Raw genomic sequence first — 273 nt, 5'->3', positions numbered from 1 at the left:
GGGAGCCGCCTAAGGCGGGACAGATGACTGGGGTGAAGTCGTAACAAGGTAGCCGTAGGAGAACCTGCGGCTGGATCACCTCCTTTCTAAGGAATAAAACGGAACCTACACATCGAAGAAACTTTGTTTAGTTTTGAGGGGTTTACCCTCAGAGCTTGTACTTTGAAAACTAAATACTATCTAATTTCTTTATTAACAAAACAATAAACCGAGAACACCGCGTTATTTGAGTTTTAATTAACGAATTATAATCGCTAACTCAATTAATCAGAC

General features: G+C 40.3%; 1 rRNA gene. It reads left to right on the top strand.

Annotation, left to right across the window (positions count from 1 at the left end):
• Positions 1-86: ribosomal RNA gene (locus H5S10_RS02820) — 16S ribosomal RNA — on the top strand; the annotation flags it as partial.
• Positions 87-273: the final 187 nt, after the last annotated feature.

It is taken from the genome of Limosilactobacillus balticus (assembly GCF_014145615.1).
In the GTDB taxonomy this organism is placed as follows: Bacteria; Bacillota; Bacilli; order Lactobacillales; family Lactobacillaceae; genus Limosilactobacillus; species Limosilactobacillus balticus.
This window is presented reverse-complemented; position numbering and strand designations above follow the sequence as displayed.